We start from the raw sequence: 21,138 nt of genomic DNA on the forward strand, positions 1-21,138 counted from the left end.
ATAGTAATAGCTTTCACGCACCCTACTCCAATTTATTGGCGCCTCAAAATGCGTGAAATAGTGTCATTCCACCCTACGTTTATTTCCAGGTTGTGTAGGGTAATTTTGCTCCTGTCGCTTTGACTTGTTCTGCTTGCGCTACTAGTTGTCCACATGCGTCCCAGGAACCTGACACAAACATGTTTCTTGCTCCTTCACTTATTGAGACGGCGCCTGTAAAGTCGTTACATTGGACTTGCATTGTTTCTAGGTTTTCTGTTACTGATGCTTCTAGGGACTTGAAAACTAGGCGGTTTTCTCCTGCAAGCGGCTTTTTTCTATTCGAGCAAGGTTGTCGCGGTACTGGGCTTCACGATTTAGCCAAAATGCTGCTGTACTCCCCAGTACTCGCTCAAGTTTTAAAGCTGTTTCTTCGTTTATAGATACTTTACCATTAATAAGTAGGCTGATATGTTCTGTTGTGTAGCCCAATTGTTCTGCTAACTGTACTTGTGTCCAATTACGTTCTTCTAATAAGTCAGCAATGGTATCACCAGGGGCAGATACCCAGTCTGGAGTAAAAGGACGGTTTGCTTCAATCATGGTAATCTCCTATGAAAATAATACAAATAGCAGTAACTCTTAACCAATCAACACTTTCATCCTCCCTCAAAGGAATAGGGTCATTTGCTGGTTTAAATACGAGACGTTTACCACCATCTAGGTCTACAGTAAATTCGCCAGCACGGTCTCCTTTTAAAGGATGGGGACGACCCGAAACTAATTCCATAACTGAATTAACAGCAGCAAGGTCAGCCAAGCGATTTTTAAGTTTTTTAGCACAGTTAGCACCCAATTTTCTTTGTGCTAGGTCTTGTTGCTCACATAGTTTTTGCAGTTTACTGTCGCCGAAGCTTATCTCCATATTTTAATCAATTGATACAAGTATGACCAAACATATGGTGCTTGATGCCATTTGATTGTAATGTTTGTTGATGAAAAGTTGTAGGCATCACGCACCCTACTTTACTTCCAAGCTATATATGGTAATTTTGCGGCTGTAGCTTTGACTTGTTCTGCTTGCGCTACTAGTTGTCCACATGCGTCCCAGGAACCTGAAACGAACATGTTTCTTGCTCCTTCACTTATTGAGACGGCGCCTGTAAAGTCGTTAGATTGGACTTGCATTGTTTCTAGGTTTACTGTTACTAATACTTCTGGGTTTGCGGTAATTAGGTCTTGGAGTTGTTTGATTGTTTCGCTATCGGCTGTTAAACAAGGTACTCCCATTGCTACGCAATTACCGAAGAATATTTCAGCAAAGCTTTCACCAACTACCGCTGTAATACCCCATTTTGATAAAGCTTGCGGTGCGTGTTCGCGCGATGAACCACAGCCAAAGTTACGGTTGACTACCAAGATATTGGCGCCTTGATATTGCGGTTGGTCAAAAGGATGTTGACCTTTGAGGGCAATACGGTCATCTTCAAAAGCATGGGCACCTAACCCGTCAAAGGTAACACAACGTAGAAAGCGCGCGGGAATAATACGGTCGGTGTCAATGTCATTACCTACTAAAGGAATAGCGCGACCAGATACTGATTTTACTTCGCTTGGCATATAAATGTTAGAAATTTTAACTGAAAATCTTGTTGAAATCTTGTGGGATGGGCATCGCAAGCCCCGTCCCTCTTACATAGATAATGTTGGGTTCCTTTAGCCTCCACCCAACCTACACTAACTCGCGTACATCAAAGACTTGACCTTTAACAGCAGCAGCAGCAACCATTGCGGGACTCATTAATAAAGTACGACCGCTTGCAGAACCCTGGCGCCCTTTAAAGTTACGGTTAGAAGAAGAAGCACTAATTTGTCGTCCTTCTAATTTATCGGGGTTCATTGCTAGACACATTGAACATCCAGCTTCGCGCCATTCAAAACCAGCTTCCACAAAAATTCTATCGAGTCCTTCTTCTTCTGCTTGTTTTTTAACTCGTTCTGAACCTGGAACAACAAAGGCTTTTATACCAGAAGCAACTTGGCGCCCTTTAGCAATTTTTGCAGCTTCGCGTAAGTCACTTATACGTCCGTTCGTACAACTACCAATGAAGCATACATCTATTTTAGTACCTTCAATAGCTTGACCTGGCGCCAAATCCATATATTTGTATGCTTCTTGGGCTATTACGCGGTCATCTTCGCTCAACTGTTCGGGAGTTGGTACTTGTTGGTCAACTCCAATACCTTGACCTGGTGTAATTCCCCAAGTGACAGTTGGAGGAATATCTTCGGCTTTAAAAACAACTACATCATCATATTCAGCGTTATCATCACTTTTTATCGAGTCCCACCATGCAACAGCTTTATCCCAGTCTTCACTTTTGGGAGCAAAGTCGCGTCCTTTAAGATAATCGTAAGTTATTTTATCAGGATTAACATAACCACAACGGGCGCCACCTTCAATAGCCATGTTACAAACGGTCATTCGTTCTTCCATGTTCATCGCTTCAAAGGTAGTTCCAGCAAATTCGTATGCATACCCAACCCCACCTTTAACACCAAGGGTACGAATAACGTGCAAAATAATATCTTTGGCGTATACACCTGGTTTTAAGGCGCCGTTAACTTCAATTTTACGAACTTTTAGCTTTGCCAAAGCCAACGTTTGCGAAGCGAGAACGTCACGAACTTGGCTTGTACCAATACCAAAAGCAATAGCACCAAAGGCGCCATGTGTGGAAGTATGACTATCACCACAAGCAATAGTCATACCTGGTTGAGTCAAACCTTGTTCAGGTGCAATAACGTGAACAATTCCCTGACTGCCCGAACCAATATTATAAAAAGTAATATTATTATCTTTGGCGTTACGCTCCAACGCCTGCATCATCTCTTCGGCAAGAGTATCAACAAATGGACGCGCTTGGTTATCAGTAGGAACAATATGGTCAACCGTTGCCACAGTACGTTCTGGAAATAATACTTTCAACCCCCGTTCGCGTAGCATCGCAAAAGCTTGGGGACTAGTAACTTCGTGTATCAGGTGAAGTCCTATAAATAGCTGCGTTTGCCCAGATGGCAACGTACCAACAGTATGTAATTCCCAAACTTTATCAAACAGCGTGCCCTTGCTCATATATAAAATCCGTGTTCTTATTCTCTCGAATTTTAAATGGTAACAAAAAATAGGTCTCTAAATTTACAAACTAAATTTAGAAACCCGACTTCTTCAAGAAGTCGGGTTTCTAGATACCAAAGTCATGTATACTATACCACTGGCATTTGACATGTTTGATAGGGAGCGCGCTTTAAATGACTACACTCGATACATCATCATCATCTCAATTCAACCCAGATGAATGGGTAATAGACCACAACAGCAAAAGCGCGCTTTCGATTCGTATTAAAGGAGAATCTCTTTTTAGAGAACAATCGCCATTTCAAGTAGTAGAAGTATTTGATACATATGACCGAGGGAAAATGCTGACCATTGACCGAATGGTTATGTGTACCGAATCGGATGAGGCTAACTATCATGAGATGATTGTTCATGTACCAATGTTTGCTAATCCAGGTATCAAAGATGTGTTAGTGATAGGCGCCGGAGATGGTGGTACAATTCGGGAACTGATGCGTCACCCTGGAATAGAACAAGTGACAATGGTCGAAATTGACGAAGTTGTAGTGCGCGCTAGCAAGCAGTTTTTACCCACAATATCATCAGCCTTAGAACATCCAAAGCTAAATTTACTCATTGATGACGGTATTAAATTCGTCAAAGATGCTGCCAATGCATCTTATGATTTAGTAATTATAGACTCTTCCGACCCTGTTGGCCCATCAGAAGGACTTTTCAGCAAATCATTTTATGAAGATGTGTATCGTTGCTTACGTCCAGGTGGAGTAGTAACAATACAGAGCGAGTCACCCCTATTTCATCCTGATGCATTTGTAGATTTAAATCAATGTCTTAAGGAAGTATTCGGCGCCGACTTTGTACATCCATACTTAGTATTTATACCCATGTATCCCACAGGAATGTGGAGTTTGACATATTGTTCAAAACAAGGACAACACCCAGTAACTAACTTTGACCGTGACTCTTCAGCGCAATTTACGGCATTGCATAACCTGCGCTACTACAACCCAGATATTCATCAAGCAGCGTTTGCACTTCCCGGTTATATTCAAAGTAAGATTCAAAATTAGTTAGATAGTTAGTTAGATTTCCGACTTCTTAAAGAAGTCGGGAATCTATAGGTAAAATTTATTTCCTTCTACCTAGTAAACCCAACTGCCTCAACTCACTTTCAGTATCATTAGACCACTCACGTACCGAACCAAAGGCGCCATCATAAACCGCATTCCAAATCTTTTTTTCTCCAGGTTTGGCAAAAAACAAATAGCGGGTGCCAGTAGTAGTGATAAAGTTATCACAGGAAGTGCGATTAAACCCTGTTAAAGTAACAACTCTTGAACCTTTACCTTTAAAATAGCGCTTGACTCGAATAGTGACTTTATCTTCATTCACTCGAATCACAGTACCATCAAAAACATAAGGAGTATTATCTACTCTTGTCGCTAAAGTAGCAGGTGTACTTCCGGGTGCAGGCTTACAAGCGCTAGCAGGTTGCGATAAAATTACACCTAAAAAAATAGATACAAAAAAGCTGACTCCTACTAATTTTGATTTTACTAACCAATATCTAAAGTCTTTATTATTGCTTGATAACTTCAACATAATTAAATAATTCTCGTGCATCTCATAACGTAAACAAATCGGCTTTCTAGAGACCTAGACGTTGATTTACAATTTTTGTTGCAGTTGTTACCAATCACTTATCCGTTACATCCGTTATATCCGTTGCCAGTCTTGCATATTCAACCGAAAGCATGGAGAAATTCACAGATATCCAAGATAGATACCTAACGCTAACATTAGCGAAATCATCACGGCTTCGGGTAAAGGATAACGAGCAGTACCTGCGACTAGGGAATTACTGGGGTTATTAACAGCGTATATTGTGACATCAGTATAGCCAATTTATATAAGTGATTTATTAACATTGCATAAAAACCCCGTCTAAAGGTAGAACTGTAAAAAGAAGAGAGGCATTATCCTACAAGCAATTCGTTTGTTCTCACTCGCCTAAAAGTAATAAAAAGGATACTAAAAGTGCTTATAAATAGTCCTATAATTGCATTTACCATTCTATTAATAGTAATATTTACAATCCCGCCACTTTTCGAGCGGCTAAAATTACCTGGACTAGTAGGTTTGCTAGTAGCAGGTGTAATTTTGGGTGATAGCGGATTAAAATTTCTCAATCCTGAGTCAGAAACCGTTAAACTGTTATCTGAAATTGGTAAAATATATCTAATGTTTGTGGCAGGGTTAGAAATTGACTTAGAACAATTTCGGAAAACAAAAAATCGTTCAATAGGATTTGGATTTTTAACATTCATAGTTCCAATGATTGCGGGTATTACAATTGGAAGAATATTTAATTTTGGTTGGAATAGTTCTGTTTTGATTGGTTCTTTACTTGCTTCGCATACACTTTTAGCGTATCCAATCGTCAGTCGTTTAGGAGTAGTAGCAAATGAGGCCGTAACAGTTACTATCGGCGCCACCATTTTCACAGATACAGGTGCTTTATTAGTACTAGCAGTATGTGTAGGAATTCATGGTGGAGAATTTACACCTTTGAGTTTAATTATTTTATTAGGTGGATTAGTTATTTATTCAGTAATTGTTTTATTTGGTTTTGATTGGGTAGGGAAAGAATTTTTTAAACGTACTGGTGATGAGCAAAGTAACCAATTTTTATTTATTTTACTAGCATTGTTTTTAGCATCGGTAGGCGCCCAAATTATTGGTGTAGAAAAAATAGTTGGCGCCTTTCTAGCGGGATTAGCAGTAAACGACGTTTTAGGTCGTAGTCCAGTCAAAGAAAAAATAGAGTTTATTGGCAGCGCTTTATTTATCCCCTGTTTTTTCATAGACATGGGATTGCTAATTGATATTCCAGCATTTATCAAAACGTTAAGTTCTATAGGTTTAACAGCGGCAATAGTCATTGGTTTGATTGGTAGTAAATTTATCGCCGCATATCTAGCTAAACTTTTCTACCGTTATAACAATGCAGAACTGTTAACAATGTGGTCATTATCTTTGCCACAAGTAGCTGCCACACTCGCCGCTACATTAGTTGCTTATGAAACTATAAACGCAAGCAATGAAAGACTAATTAATAGTGCTGTCTTAAATAGTGTTATAGTCCTAATGCTAGTTACCGCTATTCTTGGTCCAGTAATAACAGCTAGATTTGCCAGTTCTCTCATTGTCTCTCAGACAGATGTCGCTTCGGAACCCCTCTCAACCTGGTGGAGTAATTACCGTGATGATGTGTCAGACAAAATTAACCAAGCATTTACTGTAGTAGTTCCAATTTATAACCCGCAAACTCAACGTTATTTATTGGAAATAGCGGCACTTTTGGCTCGTCACGAATCGGGACGACTGGTGCCATTAGCAATAACAAAAGGACATATCCAAATGGATAATCCTCAATTGAAAACGGCGCTTATACAAGCAAGGCAAAGATTAGACTCAGCAACAGAGATTAGTAAAGAATTTAATATTGAGGTGGCACCTGCTATTCGGATAGATGATGACATAGCTTTAGGTATTAGTCGTGCTAGTCGAGAGCAAGACGCAAACTTGTTAATATTAGGTTGGTCGCAAAATATCGGTTTAAAGGCAAAATTATTTGGTAATATAATTGATAGTATCTTTTGGTCGTCTCACTGTCCAGTTGCCGTAACTCGTCTTTTAAAAAGTCCAACAGAGTTTAAAAAAATCCTCGTACCCGTCGGAGATTTAACATCTCAAACAACAGGTGCCATTAGGTTTGCTCAAATACTGGCTGAAGGAAATCAAGCAGAAATAATTTTATTACACATTCGTAACCTAAAAACCACACAAATTCAAGTAGAAGTATTTGAATCAAAAATTTTAGATATAGCCTCGAATAACCAATCAAAAATAAACACAACTATTAAAACAGTAAAAGGTAATGATATAGCCAGAATAATTACTCAAGAAGCGTTAAACGCGGATATAGTAATTTTGCGTTCAGTGCGCTACCGTACAGCTGGAGGATTAGCAGTCAGTGAAGTTACAACGCAAGTAATTACACAACTAAAAACTTCATTCATCTTACTTGGAGAAATAAACTAGTACCCACGTTACTCGTAGCACAGGCATACGAACTGTGCAGTATGGTGGGCATTGCCCACCATACAATTATCCAAAACTTTATTGTCTATTAATGCTAATTAACTCAGTCAAAATGCTATCCAAACTACCATTGACTTGAATTTTCTCAATTTTCTCGGCAATTCGTTCTAGCACTTCGAGTTCCTTCAACCGCAAAGCAACGGGGTTATCTTCCATAACTTTAGCGGTATTTAGCATACTGCGAGTTGCAGCAGTTTCTTCACGGCGCCTAACCACGTTAGCTTGAGCAGCTTTTTCGGCTTCGACTACTTTACTCAAAATAGTCTTAATCTCACCAGGTAGAATAATATCCTTAACCCCTACAGAAGCTACTTCAATTCCATAGTCAACTGTTTTCGATCGGATATACTCAGAAATACTCGTATCAACGGCGCCTTTATCTTCCAGCAAAGCATCCAGCGTCTTTTCACCAACAGCTCCACGCAAAGCAAACTGTAATTCTTTGTACAAGAAATTACTAATATCTGACAAAGCATTTTTTGCTCGTAATGGTTCTACAATACGATAACCAGCTGTCAGGTTTAACCGCAAAGGCACTTTATCTTTAGAAAGAATGTCTTGACCTGATACTTCCATTGATTGTTGACGCAAGTCAAAAACTTCAGTTTGGAAAGACCGTCCAAATATCCACCATGCATGAACTCCAGGCTGAAGCTCACTCTTGTACTCTTGGTTAATATATAGTAAACCGACGTGCTGTGCCTTAACTTCGCATAAATGTAAACTCTTGCAAGCAAGATAAGTTACTTCAGGTAAACCAGAGTTTAATTCAGCTACCAAGCGAGGTGGTAACTTAGCATCTGTGCTGATATCAATAACTTCAACTTCTACACCTTGCCAAAACAGCTTGCGACTAGATGGCGCCAGTATAGAAATAGCTTTACCTTGATATCTAACAATAGCTACTTGAGTACTCAGTAATTGCGCCACTTCACAATAAGCAGCAACAAAATCAGGATGTCTTTGAATCAAAACATCTTCGGGTGGAAAATCAGGATTTGGGATAATTCGACTGAGAGTACGAACAGCTACATCTCTATCAAAAGTCCAAAATGCATACTCACCTGGTTCTAAAGGTCGAACAAAGTTATTTTGCACATAAAGTAAGCCAATCTCAGACTCGGAAATTTGGAACTTTTTGATTCCATTCATAGCAAGAGCGCGCGTTTGTTGAACAAACTCAGACGGTAACTCTAAGCTTTCCTCCAAATTAAAGATATGTGTTTCCACTTCAATAAAACCACGCCAAAACGCGCGCAGTTGATTTGGTGCAACACTCAACCAGTTTTGACCAAAGCGTACCAAAGCTGCTTGGTTAAAAGCAGTTCTGACTATTAATAAGTAATCCTCTAACTCCGAACCGTGGTTTCGCAGCAACAATTCTAAGTTATCAATTTTGGCTTCTGGCACGTTGAGGTCATATGCTTTAACTTGCCAGTGGCTACCAAAATAAGTATAAGTACCAGGCTGCAATATTTTCTTAAAATCGCTGCGGTGATACAAAACTCCCAGTTCGTTAGGTTTGATATAAAAGGTTTTCCACATAGTAATATTGATAGATAGTTTAGGTATTTTTATCCATTCAAGATTAAATAAAGCCATTTTGTATAACCTCCGCTTGGAATTGAAAACCCGCAAGCTAATAGTTTTAGTCCACTGAAGCAGACTTTTTGTAGTATTTGTAGTATATAGAAATATTATAAACTCTGCAAGTGCAAGTGTCTACAGTTTAGATGCGGGCAGATACATATTTTTCTACTGGATTAAGATTGTTATCACTCAAGTACCTTTCGGTAGTTCAGCAAACAACACTCACATATATCGTTCAGTTTGCTAATTCCAAATTTTATAAAGAAATTGGATGTTACAAACGAAGGACATACTCAAGTCAGAGAAAATGTAAACGCACAGGCGCCTTCACCGTTGCATTAACGCTCATCACGAAGACGAGCTTTCAACGCGCACCTGCACCACAGAGTTTGTCAAATAACGGAATCGAACCGTTTTGGGATTTCTCCCTTTTTCCATTTTTGTTGGAGCTACTTCCTCAAAGTAGTGTCTTTTGACCCGGACAAGGTTGGTAAAAGTATAGGACTCGAACCTACTACCAATCGGTTAAACGCCGACCGCTCTTCCTAATGAGCTAACTTTTGTGGTGTATGATGAAGGACTCGAACCTTCGTCCAGCCGATTCTTCGGATGCTCTGCCAACTGAGCTAATCACACTATCGGACAGTTACTGCTGACGCGGCATACGCACAATTGAATCTTAAGAGCGCACCAGTTGGGCATACAGAACCCAAACCATAGCATCGCTTTGTATTACTGTCTTACTACATACTGTAGCATAATAATATATGAGGCGCCAACTTTATTTTTGAGGGTGTACTCTTTGTTTTATTGCCAACCCAGCTATAATCAGAGCCTAATTATGACTTGGTAAAGCGGTTGCTGTGCTTATTGCTCCAAATGATGATGATGATTTGGAGAATTTATTGCTATCGCGCTCACCTCGTTTGCAAGCAATTCTTAATCAATCACGTAATAGCATCAAGCAAGGAAAAGGTCTTTCTTCTGATCAGTTTTGGGAAGCAGTAGAGGAAAATACCCAAGTGTCAGATGCGGAAGGCGCCTCCTAATAATGGGATAAGCGCCACAATTTTTAAGCTAATTCATCAGGGTTTATCCCGAATTCACGTAGTTTTTCGGCTAGCTTGTCTGCACGTTGACGTTCTTGCTCTGCACGTTGACGTTCTTGCTCTGCACGTTGACGTTCTTGGTCAGCTTGCTCGCTACTCCATAGCAACATATTACCATCTGCATCCCACCATCTTAGCCAGTTCATCGTTTGGCACAATCGCTCACCTCGCCAAATTCCTAAAAATAACTCTAATTCGGGAATCCAATGGCGCCCCTGTTCGGATGGTTCCTGTAATACGTATTGTTTGTTTTGCAGGCGCCGTATTTCCAAAATTGCCTCGTAGGGGTCATAAGTTACATATGTAGGAACAGCGAGAACGCGCTCGTAAAAGTAGAGTTTTCCATATGGTGGAGTCGTGCGTACAGAAAGTTCTCCGTTATCCTCATTCGAGAGAAACTCCATTACAACTGCAACCGGATCACCTTCTAAATTCTGAGTATAGCTACGCCGAATTACATCTGGCACCACAGGTTTTACACTAGGTACATAAAACCAATCTGGTGCTTTAACGACTGTTTTTTTATTAAGATTTGCAACAAGTCCAAAATTAGAACCTATTAGCATCTGGGGTTGAATACGACCCGCTGCACCTAACGCATCAGTAAGTCCAGCAGCAAGAGGGGGTTGTTGTATATTTTCCACAGGGTCATCTGGTAGAGCAAAGTCATCAGGAAGTGCTTCCCAAGTGATGGTTGGCTGTTTTATCTGGGGAGGAGCTTGTAGAACCATAAGTTACACGCTGGTACACACACTCTATATGATAGCCGTAGAGACGCGATTAGTTGCGTCTCTACAATATAAATTTTTACAAAATCGTTAGATAAGTTTCAGTTGGACTTATTGGTAAAACTTTCAATTTTTGATTCTTAAGGTCTAATTCTAACCCTAACGATTCAAGTGGGATAACACCTAAAAGCGCGTCTTTACCTCCTGGTAGTTCTAAGCATTCAAAAGTTCCTTCTCTACCACAAAGAGATATTTTTGCGTCCTGAAAAATCCTTGCTGTTCCAATACCAGTTGCAGTTGCAACATCAACTTATTTCAAGATTTTTAAACCTAATTTCGTTATAACATCCGCAGGTAAATATAAAGTAGTGGTGCCAGTATCTACTAACACATCCTCTAGCATAACGGAACGCACTTGGTCTTCAGGTATATATCCAGCTTCAGTAAGAATTTGGTCTGCGCGATTTATTACAGTCAGGTTTGTTAAAAATTTACCCATTTGATTGTCATTCTGAATTTGCATCATTGACCCCCTGATTACCATTTGAAATGAAAATTTCAGTTATTATATAGTTTAGTATAGCTGGTAAATTTTTAATAGGAAAGAGCAAATTGCGATATTACGCGGCTTTACTAACAAACTCCGGAACTTGTGGCTTACCTTCTAAAACAAATTCTTTACCTTTTGTAAGTGCCCAACGATGAAGCCATGAAATTCCATCACCTACATAATTATCTTTTGATTTATATGCTTCGTCGCGTAATACTTCATCTAAAGTTATAAATTTGTAACCGCGTTTTTTGAGCATTTCGGCAATGGCACCAAAGTATTTAGCGTTGATTGTATTGGCATGGAAAAGTAATACTTGTTTTATTTCACGTTTAAACAGTTTTGCAGACTGTCTTTCCCAATAATCTAATCCTTTTTCAACATAAGGCAAGTAAGCTTGACCAACTTTTTGCATCATCGCTTTATTCCCATGTAAAAATGTTTTATCGTAAGCATGGCTAAATGTCCAGTCTTCTAAAAATATCGTTACAGGCGCCACTATATACCCGTGCGCTGCTAAAAAATTCTCTAAACCTTGCTTTGTTTTCTGGTCGCGCCCTGTATGTAAATATGGATGACGAAAATAACGCATCTTTTTACCATAATTCTTTAAAAGGCGTTTTGTAATCATTTCCCCTTTAATTACATCTGCTTCGTAAGCTTTTAAACCTAATTTATTAAGGTCAATGTGCGAATAAGTATGATTACCAAGTTCTAAACCTTTTTTTAACCACGCGCGTAAAAGGTTAACTTCCGAGTCGTCGCGTTTGCCTGTATCGTCATCAAAAAGCTGGTATTCATTCACAAAACCTATTGCAGGAATTTTATTTTTAGTGATGCTAGCAAGTAGTTTATTTGTAGTATCAAGCATAATATCATCACCGTCACGGTCTGTAATAACGGGTAAATCATCAAAAGTCACAGCAACAAATCTTTTTGGTGTTTGTGCAACGAGTTGCGGTGCTGTAAAAATCAAACTGATAGTACATGCAGCAATTAGGCATATATAAAGCCATTTATGCTGGGACAAGTATTTGCTGGCGCCTTTGGTAAAGTTTTTGATTTGGTAGTTTAGCTTTAACATAGTAATGGTTTAGTTATTATATGTTGCGTGTTATGGGTAATCTCCAAGACTACAACCCTAGTGGAGTAGGTCAAGCGAATGGGAATCTTTTTGGTTTGCCGTTTGATTATGAGTCAGCGAACTTGATTGTTTTTGGCGTACCGTGGGAAGTTACTGTATCTTACGGCGCCGGCACAGCGTCGGGGCCACAAAGAGTATTAGAAGCATCACCACAATTAGATTTGTTTGACTTTGACAACCCTGATGGGTGGAAGCAAGGAATTTTTATGCAAGAAATTCCCCAGGATATTTTAGAAAAAAACCAATACTACCGCACGCGCGCTGCAGCGATTATTGAAAGACTAGAGCAAGGTAAATCACTCACAGAAACACCAGACTTAACACCTGTAATTACAGAAATAAACCAAGCAGGCGCCAATGTCAATCAATGGTTATTTCAAAACTGTCAAGAAGCATTCAATAAAGGTAAGCGAGTTGGTGTTATAGGTGGCGACCATAGTGTACCGTTAGGTTATTTCCAAGCGCTAGCCGCAAAATATCCTGATTTTGGAATTTTACATGTTGATGCACATGCCGACTTACGTAACGCATATGAAGGATTTGAATATTCCCATGCATCAATCATGTTTAACGCCATGAAAATGCCGCAAATTTCCAAATTAGTTCAAGTCGCTTTACGCGATATTTGTCACGAAGAAGTCGATTTCATTAATAACTCAAATAATCGAATAATTGCTTACTACGACTCATTAATCAAGCAAAAACAATATTCCGGCGCCACTTGGATAGACTTATGTCGAGAAATCGTTAATAATCTACCCGAATACGTTCATATTAGCTTTGACGTTGACGGTTTAGACCCAAAACTTTGCTCAAAAACAGGTACTCCAGTACCAGGAGGTTTAGAGCTAGAACAAGCTTTTTGTTTATTTAGAGAACTAGTAAACAGTGGTAGAAAAATTATTGGCTTTGACTTATGCGAAGTCGGTGACGCTGAGTGGGATGGTAACGTCGGCGCCAGAATTGTTCTAAAGCTAGCAAATTTTCTAGATTTATCCTGGCAAAAATAGCAAGGTAAGGTGGGCACTGCCCACCATACAAAACAAATTAATCAATGCGGCAGCGCTGCGTACACTCCGCGCGCTCTTGACGCTCTCGCACAACTGTCGCCAAATTTGGTCTTCCTGTTAAAGCAAGGCGCCAGTCTGCCCAAATAGTATATATAAAGTCAGCAATGGCGCCAATAACAGGTAATTTTGTTATGGCGTAAACCCATCCCATCCCCAAAGTTTCGTAAATACGACGAAACACTTCAACGTTTTTAACCAGCGTTCCATCAGGTAACACTGCGTGAATGCGACCCATCGCGGTTTCAAAGTCAACCCCACCATTGACATCAGGGTTGTAATTATCGTCTGCAATATCTACAAAAGCTACTATTCCTCTACCAGCATCTCGCTTCTTGAGAAAGTTGACCTCACGTACACACAAAGGGCACTCACCATCATATAGTAGCTTGATTTTCCATGTAGGTACGGATGAGGACTCATTGAGCGCAAGAGAGCGGTTGTACGTTTCTGTATTTGATGACATAGGTAATTTTTATATCTTTGTACGTAATAGCAAGGTGTAATTGCCTCTATTACATTATTTTACAATTGTTTACAAAAATAAATACAGCAAGGCTTATATTTAGATAAATACGCCTTCAGACGCGCGCATATGAATATCTATGATGTTGTTATAGTTGGTGCAGGCCCAGTAGGGTTAGCAACTGCACTTGGTTTACAAAAGCATGGAATAAAGAATATTTTAGTAATCGACCAAACCCGCGCGTTTCGGAGAGTCGCGCTTCCTTCTGGTGATTTAACATGGAGTGCAGGACGCACTGTACTAGTAGGTGATGCAGCACACGGAATGCCACCTTTTATGGCACAAGGCGCCAACCAAGGATTTGAGGATGCACTTGCAATTACCACCCAAATTGCCAATATTGCTCAAAACAATAATTGGGACAACATGCAAGCAATAACTCAAAGCTTTGAAATATACGAAAAATATCGGCGCCCATTTATGGAATACATTCAACACGCAACACTAACGCGCTTTCCTCAATCATCAGAAAAATTGTCAGAGGAATATAGTCAAAAAGTATACAGTCGTAATTTGAACGTGGCAACCGGGGTCATGTTATGCAAAATTATATGACGCACCATTAATGTAAATCGCGCATACCAGATTCCCGACTTCTTTAAGAAGTCGGAAATCTTATTTTTCACAAAGAATTACGACTTGGACTCTACGCTGAAATTTTTAGACTATCTCGGGCTTGTGTTATTCCCAACCCCTTAATCGCCAGCGGTATCCTTCTAAGATGATGGCGGGGGTGTGGGAAATTTATGTGTACACTATAGCTTCTCTACAAGGCAAGCTAGAATTACGCTCTAGTGGCGCCATTAATAGTAGAGTTAAATATAATCTTTGTTCAAAAAATGTTTTGCACCTCATGATAGCTTGTAATAATAGAAACATAGCTGATGTTATCTTCAAGATTTATTAATTAAGTATTTTATTTCTATTAGTTTTATCAGATAATAAAAGCTGGGTGATAAAGGAAACCCAGGCTGTGTCTCTGTCTAAATTCAATGACAAAAAACCCATTTGATCAGTTTTCAAAGCAATTCTTTAAAGAATGTCTATCACCATTAGGTGAGGTAAAAATCAGCGAGGAAATACCTGGGGAACCGAGATTTGTTGATATTTGGTTTGTCCCATCAACTCAACCACCTGTAGAGGACTTACCAGATTTGGGTATTTTAACAAGAATTGCTGAAACTCCCTGTTTATTAGAACCGTTTCGCAAGCAACCAACAAAATGGGAAATTCGCAGTTGCGTTGGAAAATTAGTCCATTTAGAAGCAGAACTGCGACGTGAAGGTAAACGAGATGAGGACACGGTATCTGAGGATGAACTGCCACGGTTATGGATTATTTCAACGACTTTTTCCGATGAACTGTTAAGTAAACTGCCTGCTCATAGAGACTCTTCTTGGCCAGATGGTATTTATTTTGTAGGAGAAGTATTTTTAACTCGGGTTGTTGCTATTGACAAATTACAGCGTATTCCCGAAACACTTTGGTTAAGAATTTTGGGTAAAGGCTTGACTCAAAAGCAAGCTGTTGAGGATGTAGTAGCTCTGCCGAAAGGTAATCCCAAACGTTCTAAGATTTTATCACTACTTTACACCTGGAAGCTTAATATAGGAATAAGCCCAGAGAATAATAATGAAGATAGAGAAGAATTACTTATGAACTTATCACAAGCTTACTTAGAGTGGGAACAAGAAACCGTAGAGCGCGGTAAGGAGATTGGTAAAGAGATTGGTAAGGAGATTGGTAAGGAGATTGGTAAGGAGCAAGGGCAACGCTCTGTGGTGGAAAACTTGCTCTTGTTTCGCTTTGGCTTGTTAGACCCAGAGTTAGAAGCAATTATTCCATCCATCTTGGCATTCTCTCCATCTGAATTTACCCCTATGTTAATGCAATTGTCTCGCGAGGAATTAATTATCAGATTCGCCACGTAAAATTAAAAAAACACTATTTTTTATGTTTAGGGTAAGTAGAAATACTTTTACCCTTATTTTTTACAAAATTATATATCGTATTCGGCGCCCGTTAACCATTTACTACTATACCTAAAACATTAATTCGCGCCATTTTTAAGTTTTCCATTGCTTGTCTCAGTGCCGCGCGCACTGTTTTGTGTATTCTTGTAACAAGCACAATGCCGTCGGTGTGAGGCGCCAGTAAATTAACGTCAGCAAGACCAACTAGGGGAGGAGCATCATAAATTACTAAATCAAAGGTAAGACGAAAATCAGTCATTAGAGATGTCATTCTTGAGGATGAAAGCAGTTTTGTCGGGTCTGGTGGTAAGGTTCCTGATGATAATATACATAATTCAGTGTTTGAAGATTCTGGCTGAATTACTTGTTCTAAAAGTAAATCTCCTGAAATGAGATTGCTTAATCCTAGAGTATTCTCTATATCTGATAAAATATGAATTCGTGGTTGGCGCATGTCCGCATCAACGAGTAGTACTCTTTGCCCCATTGCAGTAGCTATTTGAGCTAGATGATACGCAACAGTAGATTTACCGTCTCCAGATGAAGCAGAAGTAATAACAAGCGAGCGAATTGGTTGGTCTCTACTAGTTAGTAATTTTATATTAGTATGAAATATTCGTAAGGCTTCTAAGAAATTTTGTGAATAATTGTCATTAATTCTGAGTTGCTTTTCAAAGGGGATAACTCCAAGCAAAGGTAGCTTGAGTCTTTCTTTGATGGCATCAATTGTATGGTAGGAGTTGTCGAGCTTTTCGATAAGTATACCGCAACCAATTCCCATAACTGTACTTGCTACTATTCCTAAAACTAGATTACGTGTAGTGTTTGTAGGTAAGGGTTCTTCGGGTTTAACAGGCGCCTGAATGAGTTGCCAGGGGAGTTCTCTTTGAGAAATTTCAATTTGGAGATTTTCTTTTGTTCCTAAAAAGCGCGTGAGACTATCAGTCGCTACCTGAAGTTCGCGTTGCAGTTCAGTGTATCTTCTAGTTAAAACGGGTAGCTCCTTAACTTGTTGTCTTAGTTCTTTTTCTGCATTGGCAAGTTCTTGACTTTGAACTTCTACAGATCGAAGCTCGGTTGTTGTCTCAGCTTGCTTAACACCTAAAAATCGCCCGCTCTCTTGCTGTAGTAAGTCTGAAAGCCTTTGACGTTTATCTTTTAATGTTTCAATATTTGGGGCACTTTCTTGAAAACGAGCTAATTCTCCAGAAATTTGAGTATCTAGTTCACGCAGCTTAACTAGTAACTGCTGGTATACTTGTGCGCTGTTTAGTGCTGTTAACTTACCCTTGTCATCTTGCAATATATTATAGTTATAACGAGCTTTTGCTATCTGCTGGTTAAGTGCTTGACGCTGTTGAGTTAAAGAAGTGATTTGACCTGCTATTTGCTGTGCTTGAATATCTGGTGTATTGAAGTTATTCTTTTGCCGAAATATTTGTAAAGCTTTTTGCAACCGATTAACTCGACTTTGTAAGTACGGGAGTTGTGCATCTACATATTGCACTCCTTGACGCAGTTTTGTTTGACGTTTTTCTAAGCTATATTTTAAATAAGCTTTGGAAACAGTATCTAATACTTCTTTTGTTTGAGACTGGTCAGGACTTTTATAAGTAACTTCTATAATCTTCGTTTCTCCCGAACGAGCAACCTTTAATGAATCCATTAGAGAGTCATAGGTCATTTCTGGATATGAGACTTGTAGTTGCTTTACAACACCCGTCATCAATCCGGGACTTTTGAGAACCTCTATCTGAGTTGTGTAGTCTAAGTTGGACTGGTTCTGGTTATTGTTTTTGTCAGTTAATTTTTCTAGATTGCCATCATTATTTATTGGTTCGACTAGCAACTTAAAATTGCCGGAGTATTCGGTTTTTTCCTTTGGACTCAACAAAACTGTGGAAGTCATAGCCACAGTCGCAATGCCAAGCATGAGGGGCAATCTGCGCTTCACAACTCCCGCTAGTTCTCCTAAAGTTTTGTCATCCTCCGGTTCCTGGGACAAACCAAAAGCTTGAGCATCAATATATGGTGCAGGTAGAGAAATGATGTTGTCAGAAGAATTTGAGTTTTGAGACAAGGGATTCTTCATGGTTTATATATAACTGATTAAATGTAAGTAAAAAATATCTACTAAAATTACGAATTTTCTGAACAAGCAATCAATCAATTTAGTTATGGTGTTGAGTATTTTTCGTGAGCCTCTGTTTATTTATCGGTTGAATTTATCAACGGATGTGATAATGATAATATAATTTTTGAATAAAATTTATTCGTATATTTTTTTACCTAAAAATAAAATAGTCAGTACACAGTACCTTGCTGAAATGAGGTTAACTATCAGGATATTTTTTGAGTCTTTACCGATTCTTTACTAACTTTGATATTACTTTTAAAGCTTTGATAATTGTGATATAAACTACATTAGATATTAATGGTTATCGCGTAAATTAGATTAGTCAAGAAAGACATACGGCACCGATTTGTTAAAACGGTAGTTTGGAACTTTGAAAATTAAAAATTATAGTTTATAAGGGTTTCATCTTTAAGAATTACACATAAAAATTGGATTTATAAGTAGGGTAGGCAGTGCCCACTTACAACTGGGAACAAGAGCAAGAAACAGGGCAAGCCCAAATATCTACCATCTTTTGGTTATCATTCTTGATTTTTATAGGAAAAGATATTTGATGAAACTGAATGAATTGCCACCTGACAATGTTTTTACAGGTTCTAGTGAAAGCTCTAACGTTTTAGATATTAGCAATCAAAAGTTAAAAAAGATTGAGCAGACGATTAAATTATCTGTTCTGACTCAGTTTTTTCCTCCTGACTTTGCTGCTACAGGGCAGTTGGTTGAGGAATTAGTAACCCATTTAGGAACTCTTGGTGTGGAGGTTGAAGTTTTCACTAGTCAGCCGGGATATGCTTTTACTGTATCTAGCGCTCCATACTTTGAAAAAATAGATCGTGTCAGAATTAAGCGCTCCCGTAGTTCCCAAATATGGCCTGGACGTATTCGTGGCAAGGCTGTAAATGGGGTACTATATACTTTACGCGCGGCAATTCACTTGCTAAAAAATACATATCATAGTAATGTATTGCTAGTGACTACGGCGCCGCCATTTTTGCCGATAATAGGATATTTGGCAAAGGCATGGCTGGGAAAGTCTTACGTCTGTATTCTCTATGATTTATATCCAGATATTGCAGTTGCACTTGACGTAATTGATAAAGAGCATTGGCTTGCAAAACTGTGGCTTGGGTTTAACAAACGGATTTGGCGCCAAGCTGAAGGTCTTGTTGTTCTGAGTCAGACAATGAAGGAGCGAATAGCAGGAATTTGTCCCGATATTGCGGATAAGATTTTTGTAATTCACAGTTGGGCAGACCCTGATGCGATTGTGCCAATCAGCAAGCAAGAAAACTGGTTCGCCTGGAAACATAAGTTAGTTAAAAAATTTACTGTCCTTTATTCTGGTAATATGGGTCGGTGTCATGATATGGATACCATCTTGGAAGCAATTAAGCTACTTAGAGATGAGCCAATTCAGTTTATCTTTATTGGGGGAGGCGCCAAGCGTAAAAAATTTCAGCAGGAATTGTATAGTTTAGGACTTGATAATATTGAGTTTTTACCTTATCAAGATAAAGAGAATCTACCATATTCGATGACAGCTTGCGACTTGTCACTAGTCAGCGTCGATGCAGGGTTTGAAAGTTTAGTGGCGCCGAGTAAGCTATATCCAGCTTTAGCAACAGCAAGACCAATCGCAGCAGTATGTCCTCCTAATTCATATTTGAGACAGGTAATTGCAGATGCCCAATGTGGTGCAACCTTTGAAAATGGGGACAGTAGTGGGTTAGCTGAGTTTATCCGTCAGTTAAGTCACGACCAGCAACTTGCGGAAGGAATGGGTAATGACGGGCGCCGATATTTGCAGTCACATTTCACGCCAGAAATTATATCCAAACAATATCTTGAGGTACTGCGTCAAGCAATCAAACCGTTGTTGTAGTTGTAGGTTGAAATGAAGAAAGCACTTATTTGTGGAATATCAGGTCAAGATGGAGCATATCTCGCGCAGTTACTTTTAAATAAAGGTTATACGGTCTGCGGTACTTCGCGCGATGCTCAAATTTCATCTTTCAGTAACTTGATGCGTTTAGGTATTCGAGACGAACTAAAATTAGAATCAATGGCTTTGAATGATTTTCGCAGCGTATTACAAGTGCTGACGAAGATTCAACCTGATGAAATTTATAATTTGGCAGGACAAAGTTCAGTTGGTTTATCTTTTGAGCAACCAGTTGAAACTCTTGAAAGCATTGCTACTGGTACGCTGAATTTACTTGAAGCAGTTCGCTTTTTGAAGGCGCCTATCAAGTTCTATAATGCGAGTTCGAGTGAGTGTTTTGGAGACACTGATGGGATAGCAGCAGATGAAACTACTCCATTCCGTCCCAGGAGTCCCTATGCTGTGGCTAAAGCTGCTGCTTTTTGGGAAGTAGCTAACTATCGTGAAGCTTATGGGTTGTTTGCTTGTTCTGGCATTCTTTTTAATCATGAATCGCCTTTACGTCCAGAACGATTTGTTACCCAAAAAATTGTTGCTGCTGCTTGCCGGATTGCTCAAGGAAGTGCTGAAAAACTGTATCTAGGGAATATGTCAATTCAGCGTGATTGGGGGTGGGCGCCGGAGTACGTTGAAGCAATGTATTTGATGTTGCAACAAAAACAGCCTGATGATTATGTGATTGCAACGGGGGAGAGCAGTTCATTGCAGGGTTTTGTGGAAGCAGCGTTTGCATCTGTGGGTTTAGATTGGCATGACCATGTTGTTAGCGACGCAAGTTTGTTACGTCCTACTGATTTGGAAGTTGGTAAAGGTAATCCTACTAAAGCAAAGAAAAAATTGGGATGGGAGGCAAAATACAAAATGAATGATGTAGTGCAAATGATGATGGAAATAAAGTTATCTAACATCAGTATATTAGCGAATAGTTAATAAACACATCTATTGATTATTTTTTTATTTAAAAATATTCGGTTGTCAGATATTTTATATGTATATAATATATTTATTTATAGATAATTAGCATTGATATTTAAAATTTTTAGATATAGTTGAGAACAATTATATATATAGTATTGGTAAAAATAATTCA

General features: G+C 39.1%; 19 protein-coding genes, 2 tRNA genes and 1 pseudogene. 8 read left to right on the top strand and 14 right to left on the bottom strand.

Features of this window, described 5'->3' with window-relative positions:
* Positions 1-79: 79 nt before the first annotated feature.
* The 5 genes and pseudogenes from AC2JBO_RS21580 to leuC form a co-directional block, all read right to left on the bottom strand.
* Positions 80-265, bottom strand: a pseudogene (locus AC2JBO_RS21580) (3-isopropylmalate dehydratase small subunit); the annotation flags it as partial.
* Positions 266-285: 20 nt separating this feature from the next.
* A complete protein-coding gene (locus AC2JBO_RS21585; protein WP_496955708.1) occupies positions 286-582 on the bottom strand; it encodes a HigA family addiction module antitoxin in 297 nt (98 codons plus the stop codon).
* Complete coding sequence (locus tag AC2JBO_RS21590) at positions 575-904, bottom strand: type II toxin-antitoxin system RelE/ParE family toxin (protein ID WP_496955709.1); 330 nt, start codon at positions 902-904, stop codon at positions 575-577. Before AC2JBO_RS21590 ends, AC2JBO_RS21585 begins: the two co-directional genes overlap by 8 nt.
* A gap of 101 nt (positions 905-1,005) precedes the next feature.
* Entirely contained in the window at positions 1,006-1,599 is a 594-nt protein-coding gene (gene leuD, locus AC2JBO_RS21595; protein ID WP_496955710.1) for a 3-isopropylmalate dehydratase small subunit, read from the bottom strand.
* Between the two features lie 112 nt (positions 1,600-1,711).
* Complete coding sequence (gene leuC, locus AC2JBO_RS21600; protein WP_496955711.1) at positions 1,712-3,115, bottom strand: 3-isopropylmalate dehydratase large subunit; 1,404 nt, start codon at positions 3,113-3,115, stop codon at positions 1,712-1,714.
* A gap of 176 nt (positions 3,116-3,291) precedes the next feature.
* On the opposite strand from leuC, the gene speE reads away from it, so the two are divergent.
* Positions 3,292-4,188, top strand: coding sequence for a polyamine aminopropyltransferase (speE, locus tag AC2JBO_RS21605; protein WP_496955712.1), 897 nt, complete (start codon positions 3,292-3,294; stop codon positions 4,186-4,188).
* A 58-nt stretch (positions 4,189-4,246) separates the two neighbouring features.
* Here speE and AC2JBO_RS21610 read toward each other — a convergent pair whose 3' ends face one another.
* Positions 4,247-4,720 (bottom strand): hypothetical protein, encoded by a 474-nt coding sequence (locus AC2JBO_RS21610; RefSeq protein ID WP_496955713.1) that lies wholly within the window; start codon positions 4,718-4,720, stop codon positions 4,247-4,249.
* A 435-nt stretch (positions 4,721-5,155) separates the two neighbouring features.
* Between AC2JBO_RS21610 and AC2JBO_RS21615 the strand changes: the two genes are divergently transcribed.
* A complete protein-coding gene (locus tag AC2JBO_RS21615) occupies positions 5,156-7,222 on the top strand; it encodes a cation:proton antiporter domain-containing protein (protein WP_496955714.1) in 2,067 nt (688 codons plus the stop codon).
* A gap of 78 nt (positions 7,223-7,300) precedes the next feature.
* Here the strand turns inward: AC2JBO_RS21615 and AC2JBO_RS21620 are convergent, their stop codons facing one another.
* The 3 genes from AC2JBO_RS21620 to AC2JBO_RS21630 all read right to left on the bottom strand — a co-directional run bounded on the left by AC2JBO_RS21620 (position 7,301) and on the right by AC2JBO_RS21630 (position 9,508).
* Positions 7,301-8,827, bottom strand: coding sequence for a slipin family protein (locus AC2JBO_RS21620; RefSeq protein WP_496955736.1), 1,527 nt, complete (start codon positions 8,825-8,827; stop codon positions 7,301-7,303).
* A 535-nt stretch (positions 8,828-9,362) separates the two neighbouring features.
* Positions 9,363-9,435: transfer RNA gene (locus tag AC2JBO_RS21625), tRNA-Lys, on the bottom strand.
* Positions 9,436-9,508: transfer RNA gene (locus AC2JBO_RS21630), tRNA-OTHER, on the bottom strand.
* Positions 9,509-9,735: 227 nt separating this feature from the next.
* Between AC2JBO_RS21630 and AC2JBO_RS21635 the strand changes: the two genes are divergently transcribed.
* Entirely contained in the window at positions 9,736-9,921 is a 186-nt protein-coding gene (locus AC2JBO_RS21635; RefSeq protein WP_496955715.1) for a hypothetical protein, read from the top strand.
* A 23-nt stretch (positions 9,922-9,944) separates the two neighbouring features.
* Here AC2JBO_RS21635 and AC2JBO_RS21640 read toward each other — a convergent pair whose 3' ends face one another.
* The 3 genes from AC2JBO_RS21640 to AC2JBO_RS21650 all read right to left on the bottom strand — a co-directional run bounded on the left by AC2JBO_RS21640 (position 9,945) and on the right by AC2JBO_RS21650 (position 12,343).
* Complete coding sequence (locus AC2JBO_RS21640) at positions 9,945-10,712, bottom strand: Uma2 family endonuclease (protein WP_496955716.1); 768 nt, start codon at positions 10,710-10,712, stop codon at positions 9,945-9,947.
* 307 nt (positions 10,713-11,019) lie between these two features.
* A complete protein-coding gene (locus AC2JBO_RS21645) occupies positions 11,020-11,235 on the bottom strand; it encodes a hypothetical protein (RefSeq protein WP_496955717.1) in 216 nt (71 codons plus the stop codon).
* Positions 11,236-11,329: 94 nt separating this feature from the next.
* Complete coding sequence (locus AC2JBO_RS21650; RefSeq protein ID WP_496955718.1) at positions 11,330-12,343, bottom strand: polysaccharide deacetylase family protein; 1,014 nt, start codon at positions 12,341-12,343, stop codon at positions 11,330-11,332.
* A gap of 32 nt (positions 12,344-12,375) precedes the next feature.
* On the opposite strand from AC2JBO_RS21650, the gene AC2JBO_RS21655 reads away from it, so the two are divergent.
* Complete coding sequence (locus tag AC2JBO_RS21655; RefSeq protein WP_496955719.1) at positions 12,376-13,413, top strand: agmatinase family protein; 1,038 nt, start codon at positions 12,376-12,378, stop codon at positions 13,411-13,413.
* A 37-nt stretch (positions 13,414-13,450) separates the two neighbouring features.
* On the opposite strand, the gene AC2JBO_RS21660 is transcribed toward AC2JBO_RS21655, so the two are convergent.
* Positions 13,451-13,936 (bottom strand): thiol-disulfide oxidoreductase DCC family protein, encoded by a 486-nt coding sequence (locus AC2JBO_RS21660; RefSeq protein ID WP_496955720.1) that lies wholly within the window; start codon positions 13,934-13,936, stop codon positions 13,451-13,453.
* 129 nt (positions 13,937-14,065) lie between these two features.
* Here AC2JBO_RS21660 and AC2JBO_RS21665 point away from each other — a divergent pair, with 129 nt between their 5' ends.
* Together AC2JBO_RS21665 and AC2JBO_RS21670 are read left to right on the top strand one after the other, a co-directional pair.
* Entirely contained in the window at positions 14,066-14,551 is a 486-nt protein-coding gene (locus AC2JBO_RS21665) for an FAD-dependent oxidoreductase (protein WP_496955721.1), read from the top strand.
* Between the two features lie 437 nt (positions 14,552-14,988).
* Positions 14,989-15,927: an RpnC/YadD family protein gene (locus tag AC2JBO_RS21670; protein WP_496955722.1), complete on the top strand. Its 939-nt coding sequence runs from the start codon at positions 14,989-14,991 to the stop codon at positions 15,925-15,927.
* Between the two features lie 91 nt (positions 15,928-16,018).
* Here AC2JBO_RS21670 and AC2JBO_RS21675 read toward each other — a convergent pair whose 3' ends face one another.
* Entirely contained in the window at positions 16,019-18,061 is a 2,043-nt protein-coding gene (locus AC2JBO_RS21675) for a GumC family protein (RefSeq protein ID WP_496955723.1), read from the bottom strand.
* A 598-nt stretch (positions 18,062-18,659) separates the two neighbouring features.
* Here AC2JBO_RS21675 and AC2JBO_RS21680 point away from each other — a divergent pair.
* On the top strand, positions 18,660-19,988 hold the full coding sequence (locus AC2JBO_RS21680; RefSeq protein ID WP_496955724.1) for a glycosyltransferase family 4 protein: 1,329 nt from the start codon (positions 18,660-18,662) through the stop codon (positions 19,986-19,988).
* Between the two features lie 12 nt (positions 19,989-20,000).
* Positions 20,001-20,978, top strand: a complete 978-nt coding sequence (locus AC2JBO_RS21685) for a GDP-mannose 4,6-dehydratase (RefSeq protein ID WP_496955725.1) — start codon at positions 20,001-20,003, stop codon at positions 20,976-20,978.
* Positions 20,979-21,138 lie beyond the last annotated feature (160 nt).

This window comes from Calothrix sp. CBUCES-K 9914 (assembly GCF_059640475.1).

What these genes read in the sequence shown, in the direction of transcription:
- AC2JBO_RS21585 (WP_496955708.1), bottom strand. Translation starts at nt 582, where the DNA reads ATGATTGAAGCAAACCGTCCTTTTACTCCAGACTGGGTATCTGCCCCT.
- AC2JBO_RS21590 (WP_496955709.1), bottom strand. Translation starts at nt 904, where the DNA reads ATGGAGATAAGCTTCGGCGACAGTAAACTGCAAAAACTATGTGAGCAA.
- leuD (WP_496955710.1), bottom strand. Translation starts at nt 1,599, where the DNA reads ATGCCAAGCGAAGTAAAATCAGTATCTGGTCGCGCTATTCCTTTAGTA.
- leuC (WP_496955711.1), bottom strand. Translation starts at nt 3,115, where the DNA reads ATGAGCAAGGGCACGCTGTTTGATAAAGTTTGGGAATTACATACTGTT.
- speE (WP_496955712.1), top strand. Translation starts at nt 3,292, where the DNA reads ATGACTACACTCGATACATCATCATCATCTCAATTCAACCCAGATGAA.
- AC2JBO_RS21610 (WP_496955713.1), bottom strand. Translation starts at nt 4,720, where the DNA reads ATGTTGAAGTTATCAAGCAATAATAAAGACTTTAGATATTGGTTAGTA.
- AC2JBO_RS21620 (WP_496955736.1), bottom strand. Translation starts at nt 8,827, where the DNA reads ATGTGGAAAACCTTTTATATCAAACCTAACGAACTGGGAGTTTTGTAT.
- AC2JBO_RS21640 (WP_496955716.1), bottom strand. Translation starts at nt 10,712, where the DNA reads ATGGTTCTACAAGCTCCTCCCCAGATAAAACAGCCAACCATCACTTGG.
- AC2JBO_RS21645 (WP_496955717.1), bottom strand. Translation starts at nt 11,235, where the DNA reads ATGATGCAAATTCAGAATGACAATCAAATGGGTAAATTTTTAACAAAC.
- AC2JBO_RS21650 (WP_496955718.1), bottom strand. Translation starts at nt 12,343, where the DNA reads ATGTTAAAGCTAAACTACCAAATCAAAAACTTTACCAAAGGCGCCAGC.
- AC2JBO_RS21655 (WP_496955719.1), top strand. Translation starts at nt 12,376, where the DNA reads ATGGGTAATCTCCAAGACTACAACCCTAGTGGAGTAGGTCAAGCGAAT.
- AC2JBO_RS21660 (WP_496955720.1), bottom strand. Translation starts at nt 13,936, where the DNA reads ATGTCATCAAATACAGAAACGTACAACCGCTCTCTTGCGCTCAATGAG.
- AC2JBO_RS21665 (WP_496955721.1), top strand. Translation starts at nt 14,066, where the DNA reads ATGAATATCTATGATGTTGTTATAGTTGGTGCAGGCCCAGTAGGGTTA.
- AC2JBO_RS21670 (WP_496955722.1), top strand. Translation starts at nt 14,989, where the DNA reads ATGACAAAAAACCCATTTGATCAGTTTTCAAAGCAATTCTTTAAAGAA.
- AC2JBO_RS21675 (WP_496955723.1), bottom strand. Translation starts at nt 18,061, where the DNA reads ATGAAGAATCCCTTGTCTCAAAACTCAAATTCTTCTGACAACATCATT.
- AC2JBO_RS21680 (WP_496955724.1), top strand. Translation starts at nt 18,660, where the DNA reads ATGAAACTGAATGAATTGCCACCTGACAATGTTTTTACAGGTTCTAGT.
- AC2JBO_RS21685 (WP_496955725.1), top strand. Translation starts at nt 20,001, where the DNA reads ATGAAGAAAGCACTTATTTGTGGAATATCAGGTCAAGATGGAGCATAT.